At 57.3% G+C, this 9,186-nt stretch carries 6 protein-coding genes; 3 read left to right on the top strand and 3 right to left on the bottom strand.

The window, feature by feature from the left end:
- Positions 1–104 precede the first annotated feature (104 nt).
- The 3 genes from PN477_RS08760 to ilvB all read right to left on the bottom strand — a co-directional run bounded on the left by PN477_RS08760 (position 105) and on the right by ilvB (position 3,840).
- A complete protein-coding gene (locus tag PN477_RS08760; protein ID WP_272147167.1) occupies positions 105–1,025 on the bottom strand; it encodes an NAD(+) kinase in 921 nt (306 codons plus the stop codon).
- A 27-nt stretch (positions 1,026–1,052) separates the two neighbouring features.
- A complete protein-coding gene (locus PN477_RS08765; protein ID WP_272147169.1) occupies positions 1,053–1,811 on the bottom strand; it encodes a hypothetical protein in 759 nt (252 codons plus the stop codon).
- Between the two features lie 169 nt (positions 1,812–1,980).
- Entirely contained in the window at positions 1,981–3,840 is a 1,860-nt protein-coding gene (gene ilvB, locus PN477_RS08770) for a biosynthetic-type acetolactate synthase large subunit (RefSeq protein WP_272116364.1), read from the bottom strand.
- Between the two features lie 618 nt (positions 3,841–4,458).
- Between ilvB and bioB the strand changes: the two genes are divergently transcribed.
- Genes bioB through PN477_RS08785 form a run of 3 tightly spaced genes read left to right on the top strand, consistent with a single transcriptional unit; the run spans position 4,459 to position 9,136 of the window.
- Positions 4,459–5,541: a biotin synthase BioB gene (gene bioB / locus PN477_RS08775; RefSeq protein WP_272116366.1), complete on the top strand. Its 1,083-nt coding sequence runs from the start codon at positions 4,459–4,461 to the stop codon at positions 5,539–5,541.
- A complete protein-coding gene (locus tag PN477_RS08780) occupies positions 5,519–6,193 on the top strand; it encodes a biotin transporter BioY (protein ID WP_272116367.1) in 675 nt (224 codons plus the stop codon). Before bioB ends, PN477_RS08780 begins: the two co-directional genes overlap by 23 nt.
- Before the next feature lie 57 nt (positions 6,194–6,250).
- Complete coding sequence (locus PN477_RS08785) at positions 6,251–9,136, top strand: hypothetical protein (RefSeq protein WP_272116369.1); 2,886 nt, start codon at positions 6,251–6,253, stop codon at positions 9,134–9,136.
- Positions 9,137–9,186 lie beyond the last annotated feature (50 nt).

Consider the following 9,186-nt stretch of genomic DNA (forward strand, 5'->3'; position numbering starts at 1 on the left):
ACTTTGAGCGGCTCCCCCCTTTTTTAAGGGGGGCTGGGGGGGATCACGAAAGTTTTGGAACTTGAAATCGATTTGTATATCAGCAGTAGCCTTGAGCGTGGGGATTAATTCATTGCCCCTTGGTCGTAGTGAATCCGAGTGCCGCCCCAGTGGAGTTTTTCCCGGAGGGTTTGGTAAAAGGATTGATCACTTTGCAGGATGATAAATTTGGCTTGGCAGTCCGCCATACTGATATTCACCCGTTGCCCTGGCCAAATCTGCGAGGCCATCACCCCGTCCGTCCAGAGTTTGGTATAGAGATCCACATCACCCAAGGGCCAAACGCTAATCACCGAGCCGGGGGGCATCACAATCGGTCGCGTCGAAAGGCTGAGGGGGCAAATGGGCGTGATGGCGATCGCATCCATCCCCGAATGCACAATCGGGCCATTGGCCGAAGCGTTGTAACAGGTCGAGCCGGTGGGGGTTGCCACGATCAACCCATCGCCATGGTATTGATCAACAATTTCCCCATCCACCTCCATTTCCAAAATCGAGGTAGGCATCCGATCCACACTGGCCGGTTTAATGCAGATTTCATTGAGGCAAAGAAATTGTTCACTGACCACCGTGGGCATGATGCGATCGCCTTCAAGCAAATAGGCCTGCAACATCATCCGCCGCTGCACCGCGTAGCGATCTTCAATCAACCGCGCCCACACCTGTTCCGTCTCGCGAAACAACTCAAACGGCTCCGTTAAAAACCCCAAATGTCCCCCCACATTCACCGCCAAAATCGGCGTTCCCACCGGGGCCAAATGTCGCGCCGCCGCCAACGTCGTCCCATCTCCCCCTAACACCACCCCTAGATCAATGCGCTGATTAATCGACGACAAAAACACCGGATAGGGATTGTCTTTCGGGCCGCTTGGCCCAACGAGCACCTGTGCTCCCAAGGTTTCGAGTTGTCGCGCACAGGTTTCCGCCCATTTTTTACTGAGGGGATGACCCGCTTTATAGATGATGATGACGTGTTTCAGTTGCATCAGAACAGAAGAAAAAGGGCAGAAGGCTCAGGACGACAGTTTGAGGCTTTGGATACTTCGCTGAAAGGTGGGCAACCGTTGTTCAAATTCCGCCGCAGTGGTGGCATAGGTAATAATCCAAAATTGGTTTTCCGCCTGCACTAAATAAAACAATTGCTTCACGGGGACATCATTATCCGCGACGATGGTGCCCACAATCTGTCCGGCTGGGTAGGTTCCAACGGTCAGCAGGGCTTGCGCTTCGATTTTATAGGCTTGGGACAATTGCTGACCGGCGGCTTGGACATACTGTTCCATCGAGACTTCCGTCGGAACGCGCTCCACGGCCACAGTGACATTGGTTAAAAACTCGGCTTCTTTACTGTTGCGATCAAAGGCTAACAGGGCGATGCTTTCGGGATTGTCTTGGATGCTGGCAAAACGGCGGGCGTAGCTGGGGTTGATGGCGTTGAGTTTTTGCTGGAGTTGTTGAAAGTCTTGGCTGGGGTTGCCGCCGTCATAGTCTGGGGGCAGGGACAGGCTAACGCCGTTGCCGTTGAGGGTGATCCAGGGGCGATCGTCGTCGGGTGTTGGGCTGGGACTGGGGCTAACTTGGGGGCTGGGGGAACTGGGAGGGCGGGGCGGACTGGGGCGGGGGGGCGGCTCTCGGCTCACAATGGGGGCATCGCCGTCGGGAAAGGGGGGCTGATCGGCATCGGTGGCGTTGGAGGAGTCGGCTGCGGAACGACAACTCACCCCCAGGATGAGGATGCTTACAAAAAGCCAGTGCCAGCGCAGGAAAGCCATAGGATGTGATTGCGTGGGGTAGGGGGGATTCTCCGTTGTGATTCTAGCGAGATTTTCTCGCTATCGTGGGCGACGCGGCAGAAAATCGGCGTAATCGAGAGGAGAGCGATCGCGATCGCTCTCCTCTTGATTGCATGGGGTATCCCCTCAATGGCAGACCAATCGTGAGCTAGAGGGCTGTGCCACATTCCGGGCAGAAGCGATTGGTGCTGACGTTTTTCGCGCCACAGGAGCCACAGTGGATGATGCCCACAGCTTGATCGATGCTGTCCTTTTGGGGCAGACCCAACATTTGGGAGTTGGATTGACCGGGGGCGATCATCGGGTAGCAGTTTTCGTCTTTTTTCACATGGGCATCGAGGAGGACGGGGCCGTCATAGGCGAGCATTTCCGCGATCGCCTCTTTTAATTCGCTGCGATCGTGAATGCGCATCCCCTTCACCCCGTAGGCTTCGGCCAGTTTGACGAAGTCCGGCGTGCCTTGCTGCATATTCGAGGCGGAATAGCGTTCCCCGTAGAAGGTTTCTTGCCATTGCCGCACCATGCCCTGCCAACCGTTATTAATAATCACGGTTTTCGCTGCGATGTCGTACTGGGCAAGGGTTCCCAATTCCTGGAGGTTCATCTGGAAACTGGCATCACCACTGATGCAGATCACCTGCTCATCGGGGAGCGCCACTTTCACCCCCATGGCGGCGGGCATCCCAAAGCCCATCGTCCCTAGGCCCGCGCTGGAAATCCACCGCCGGGGGCCGTAGTTGATGAACTGGGCCGCCCACATTTGGTGTTGTCCCACATCCGTGGTGAAATAGGCGTAGGGGGCTTGGTGACCCAATTCTACGATCACCTCTTGGGGCGAGAGACTGTGGGGATGGTGGGGCACAACCAGGGGGTAATCGGTGCGCCAGCGGTCAATGCGATCGCGCCATAGCAACGTTTGATCCCCATCCGGATTCACCGCCACCTCAGATACCCGGTTGAGAATCTGTTGCAGCACCACCTTCACATCCCCCACAATCGGCACATCGGGGGCTTTATTCTTACCCACTTCCGCCGGGTCAATGTCGATGTGAATCACCTGGGCTTCGGAGGCAAAGGTATCGAGGCGGCCAGCGACGCGATCGTCAAACCGCGCCCCCACCGCAATCAACAAATCACATTCACTCACCGCAAAGTTCGCGTAGGCCGTGCCATGCATCCCCAGCATTCCCACGGAGAGCGGGTGGTTTTCATCAAACGCCCCCATCCCCATCAGGGTCGTGGTGACGGGCATTTGAAACTGTTCGGCTAACTGTTTCAGTTCCGTATGGGCCCCGGCAATAATCGCACCGCCCCCCACATACAGCAGCGGCCGTTTCGCCTTTTGCATCAGGTGGATGGCAGCATTAATTTGGCGGGGATTGCCCTTCACCGTGGGACGATAGCCCGGCAGACGAATCGAGGCCGGTTCGACGGGCACATAGTCAAATTCTTCAAGGCCCACATCTTTGGGAATATCCACCAACACCGGCCCGGGCCGTCCGGTGCGGGCAATGTGAAAGGCTTCGGCGATAATCCGTCCCATGTCTTCGGCGCGTCGCACCACGTAGGAATTTTTGACGATCGGCAGGGTGATTCCCCAAATATCCGTTTCTTGGAAGGCATCGGTGCCGATCGCACTGCGGGGCACTTGGCCGGTAATCGCCACGAGGGGAATTGAATCGAGGTGCGCCGTGGCGATGCCGGTGACGAGGTTGGTTGCCCCAGGGCCGGAGGTGGCAAAACACACCCCCACTTGGCCCGTAGCACGAGCATAGCCATCGGCGGCGTGGGATGCGCCTTGTTCGTGGCGCACCAGAATATGTTGAATATCGCCGCGAGCTTCGGCGCGGTAGATTTCGTCGTAGATCGGGAGAATGGCCCCACCGGGATAGCCAAAGATGTGCTTGACACCATGGCGAACTAGGCTATCAAGCAGGGCGTAAGCGCCGGTACAGCGGATGGGTGCAGTTGTTGTTAGGGAAGAATTTTGAGGAAGAGAAGAAACCACGGCAGTGATGGGTGAATGAATGATGGTAGGTCAGTGAATGAGACTCAAAAATTGCAGAATCTAAACTGTAGCAAGGATGACTATATTTTTGAATATTAGAAATAATATAACCCCCGATCATGGTATGAAATTTTGTAAATGTCTTGAAAAAAACAAAAACATGCTAGGGGGGCGATCGCGCTTCCGTCCAGTGGCTAGTGTCACGACACACCTTAACCGGTGGGTTACGGCGGATTACTAGATTACAGTGATGGCAGGAGTTTAAGCCGCCTAACCCACCCTACAATAAAGTATCATTTTGGCTGTGCCACGACACTAGGGCCGCATCAAGGTGCGTTACGCTTCGCTAACAGTCCCCGATCAGCCTCCTAATTCTTGGCTATGACGGTGAACGAGGGGTTCGACGTTGTTGACCCGTGGGATGGGGTTAACCGGGGGCGATCGCATCCCCTCCGTCTTTAATCTAGCGTTGACCTCCCTTGAGATCACCCCAGCCGTAACGTTTTGTCGTATCTCGGTTCGGGCATTTAACGGGAGATGATAAAATTGCAGGCACTTCACTGAATTTTTCACGATTCAAGACCGGACATCTGGCCCTATACGAGAAAGAGATACACCGTGGTTCAAGCAATCGAGTTAACAGCGACCCAACCCAAACGCCTCACTGGGGAGGCCCTTGTCGCGCATCTGGCGCAGCTTACGGATCGGATTATCGGGGGGGACTCCCTCAGCCGTGACGAAGCGATCGCCTTAACCCACCTAGAGGGCGAGGCGGATATTCTCACCCTCTGCGCCGCCGCCGATCGCGTCCGTCAAGCCTGCTGCGGCAATACCGTCGATCTCTGTAGCATTGTCAATGTCAAGTCCGGGGGCTGCTCGGAAAATTGCGGCTTTTGTGCCCAGTCCGCCCACCACCCCGGCGAGGATTCACCGATCTACGGTCTGAAGCCCCAAGCGGAAATTGTCGCCCAAGCCAAAGCAGCGGCCGCGGCGGGGGCAAAACGCTTTTGTTTGGTGAGCCAAGGTCGCGGGCCGAAATATAGCAAATCTAATGAATTTGCTGAGGTGCTGGCGACGGTGCGCGAGATTATTGCGACGACGGCGATTAAGCCCTGCTGCGCGTTGGGGGAAGTGACCCCGGAACAGGCGCAACAACTGCGCGATGCGGGAGTGACGCGCTACAACCACAATCTGGAAGTGTCGGAAGCCTTTTTTCCGGAGATTGTGACCACCCATTCCTGGCGCGATCGCGTTGAAACGATCCAACATCTAAAGGCCGCTGGGATTCAAGCCTGCTCTGGTGGGATTCTGGGCCTCGGCGAACGCTGGGAAGACCGGATTGATTTGGCCCTGGCGTTGCGAGAGTTAGAGGTGGAATCTGTGCCCCTCAATTTGCTCAATCCCCGCGAAGGGACACCCTTGGGGGAACAAAATCGCCTTGACCCCTACGAGGCACTCCATGCGATCGCCTTAATTCGCCTCCTGTTGCCCCAGCAAATTCTGCGCTATGCCGGGGGCCGAGAAGCGGTGATGGGGGATCTCCAAGCCTTGGGATTGAAAGCGGGGATCAATGCGATGTTGATTGGTCATTACCTCACCACCCTCGGCCAGCCCCCCGAAACAGATCACGCCATGCTCGACGCTCTGGGCTTAGAGGGTGGTGAAGCTCCCATCCCTGGTGAATACTCCCCCGTCGCGTAAGCGTCGTCGCCCCCAGCCTGCCCGGAAAAAGCGATCGGGCTTGGGACGGCGATCGCGCCCCGTCTCCCCCCTTCAACAATTGCTGTGGGGGTTGATTGGTCTGGGGTTAACCATCGGCGGCACATTCCTCGAAGCCTACATCATCACCCCAACCTCGCCGGAACTCACGGACTTCAACACCTTCTCTTTGGGCATTTCCTGGCAGGTGGGGGCGGTGTTGCTCACGGGTTGCTTAGGCGGCCCCTGGGCGGCGGCGGGGTCTCAGTTGGCCTATATGCTCCTCGGTTTACTCAACATCCAAAACATCCAGATTTTTACCCTGGGGGGCGGTCTGGACTATTTACAAGAACCGGCCTTTGGTTACATTTTGGGCTTCATCCCCGGTGCGTGGCTCTGTGGTCTGTTGGCCTTTCGGTGGCCGCCCCGTTTAGAAACCTTAGCCCTCAGTAGTGGGGCGGGGTTGGTGGTGATTCATGTGGTGGGGATTGGCTATCAGGTGGGGCTACAGGTGGTGAATTTGAGTCGTCAGAGTGGGGTGACGCTGTTGCAGGGGGTGACTCAATATTCCTTAGGGATGTTGCCGGGGCAGGTGGCGATGGTTTGTGGGGTGAGTGTCTTGGCCATTGTCTTGCGCCGCATTATGTTTTACTAAGGAATTGATGGAAAATTCCCATTCACCCCTTGGGAACGTTTCGTCAGTATTCTTTTTTTGACGGATCGCGATCGCATGTGGGATGTCCAGCAGCCACGCCTTAACCAAAATCCACCCTCGCTCTCCCAATGGTTTCACCAAGCCATCCAAGATTCCACCCTGCGGCTGCGGATTCGGCTCCGGGGGAATAATCTGCACCTCCTGCTCGAAAACAAGGTTGCGCCGGACTCCCATCACCTCGTGCCGCGCCTCACCGCTGCCCTGCAAACCGATGCTGATAGTTTTTACCGCTTCTTTCAAAAGACCGCAGACCCGGTTTACAAAATCATTCTCTATGGCCGTGCCACTGGCCAAGAGCGGCCGGCTTGGATTGAATCGATTATCTTAGCCGACCTCCATGGCAGCGATCGCCCCACCTCGGCGGCACATCCGGGCGATGTGGCGCTGATTTCCAATGAAAGCCTCGCCCGCACCGGCGCACCGGATGCGATCGCCCGCTACCTCAGTGAATCCCTCTCCCATTTGGGGGTCAGCGTCAAAGTCCTGATTCAAAAACTGCCCCACCTCGACGACAGCGACACCCCCGACCCCCAAACCGCCCATCGTCGCCTCTGGGTGATCTGTAGCTGTGACTATAGCCCCGACCCGTCCCTGATCGCCGAACCCATCGCCCAACAACTGCGCGAACTCGAACTCGAAGGCTTCCGCGAAGCCGTGATCCGCTCCCAGGTCAGCGGTGAAGCCGCCCCCGACTGGGTGCTGCAAGTGGATCTCACCCATCCCAAAGAACTCCTGCACCATTGGTCTCAATGGGGCGACGAACAGGCGATTAACCGACTCCTTAATCAACAGGTGGCCGCCGATGGCCTGCAAGTCCGGGCCATCCTCCAAGACAGCACCCTCCATGTCTTCTGCATCCTCCACCCCTCAGAAAATCTCCCCACCGCCATCCCCCACGCCAACCCAGCGATCAAAGGCGTGAGCCACTGCCTCACAACCATCCGCCCCCAAGGGATTAAAGCCGCCGCCATTTACGGCATTCCCCAGCATAAACTCACCCTCCTCCAGCCCCACAGCCCCCTTGACCTCGAACACCTCCAGGCCGACCCCGCTTGGGTGAATTGGTTGCCCCTCCCGGCTTCCCATGACCCCGATCTTGCGGTTTCGCCCCACACCCTCGCCCAGCAGCAGTCCCCCGTCGCGCTCACCTTCTTGTTACAACGCTTGCTCAATCCAAATATTGAGGGGTTTCTCGCCACGGGGGGGATTCGGGTGAAGCTTTGTTTTCGCGGTCATTTGCTCCATGTGATGACGGAAGCGGTGGTCTGTCCGCGTCAAACCTTGGTGGCGGGCCTGGTCGGGCCGTTTATTCGGGATCTGCACATTCACGGGATTACCGGGGTACGGATTTACGGTCGGCGGGCGGGGCAGTCGTCGCCCCTCTGGAGTCAGGCGGTGAATTTTGAATCGATGGCGGCGGGAGAAACGGCAGCGGATTCGGTTCCCTTGGCGTTAGAATCACCGCCGGTGACGGCCACGACCCGCCACGATGGCCGCTGGGAACGGTGGCGATCGCGCCTCCACCGGGCCGGCTGTCTCACGGGGATCTTTCTCCCCCACCCCGATGCCGCCTGGCAGCCCGCCCCCACCCGCTGGCACGGTCAACAGGGCCTCAAAGCCGCGCTGCTGTGGGCATTGGTGGGCCTCTTGCTCACCCATCAGGTGGATCGCTGGTGGGGGCGATCGGTGCAGGTCACGGCTGAGACCTATGCCGATCGCGAAACGGTTTTATCCTTAGAGACGGATCTCGCCAGCGGAACCCATCAAAGTGCGGTGAGCAGTGCGATCTTGGCCGCGGCCCGGGCCGAAAATCCGGATTTTAATAATCGCCTCCTCAATGAAAAACTCGCCCTCTATCAAGAACGGGTGAAGCAGTCCGGCCCCCCGGATATTCTGATTGTGGGCAGTTCACGGGCGATGCGGGGGATCGATCCCTCGGTGCTCAGTGAATTGTTGGCGGCTAATCCCCAAGCCCCCCAAGATTTGGATATTTTCAATTTTGGGATTAATGGAGCCACAGCGCGGGTGGTGTCGCTGTTATTGCAGCAAATTTTGACCCCGGAGCAGTTGCCGCAGGTGGTGCTGTGGGCGGATGGGGCGCGGGCGTTTAATAGTGGCCGTCCGGATCAGACCTTTGACGCGATCGCCCAATCCGAAGGCTACGCGCAAATCGAGCGCGGCCAATTTCCCCCCAACAGCACCACAGCAGAGAACGCCGCCCCGATTCGCCCCGCCGTCTCCCCCCGCGAACTCCAAAAACACCTGAGTCACCAATACCAAGACCTCAATCAATGGCTGCAAGATCAAGTCGGTTCCCTGTCGGTGCTGCATCCCCACCGGGCTGAACTGGGGGACTGGCTGCGGACGCATTTCGCCGAACCGGTGGCCGTGATGCAGCAGGAACTGGAAGACAATGCCGATCCCGATGCGGTGTTTGCCACCCAAGAACCGATTACCGCTGATGGTTTCCTCGCCTTGGATCTCCGCTTCAACCCTAAAACCTACTACCGCGACCATCCCAGAGTCAGCGGTGCCTATGACAACGACTATCAAGATTTCGAGTTACAGGGTCAGCAGGATGAGGCGATGACCCGCTTGCTCCGTTATTTAGAACGCCGCCATGTGGAGGTGATTTTTGTGAATTTGCCCCTGACCCAGGACTACCTCGACCCGATTCGGGGGGAATATGAGGCGCAATTTATTGACTACATGACGGCGATCGCCCGTCGCACTGACATCACCTTCCGGGACTTGGGCACTCAATGGGACACCGAATACGATTATTTTTCTGATCCCAGCCACCTCAACCGCTACGGCGCTCAACAGGTCACGCTCCACCTCGCCGAAGATGCCCAAATCCCCTGGGACTTAAAACTCGATTAGATCTGAGCTTCATACTGGTGATGGCTAAAAGCGAGAGGCCCCTAGGGGCC

This window comes from Spirulina subsalsa CS-330, from assembly GCF_028330765.1.
Taxonomy (GTDB): domain Bacteria; phylum Cyanobacteriota; class Cyanobacteriia; order Cyanobacteriales; family Spirulinaceae; genus Spirulina; species Spirulina subsalsa_A.

What these genes read in the sequence shown, in the direction of transcription:
- PN477_RS08760 (WP_272147167.1), bottom strand. Translation starts at nt 1,025, where the DNA reads ATGCAACTGAAACACGTCATCATCATCTATAAAGCGGGTCATCCCCTC.
- PN477_RS08765 (WP_272147169.1), bottom strand. Translation starts at nt 1,811, where the DNA reads ATGGCTTTCCTGCGCTGGCACTGGCTTTTTGTAAGCATCCTCATCCTG.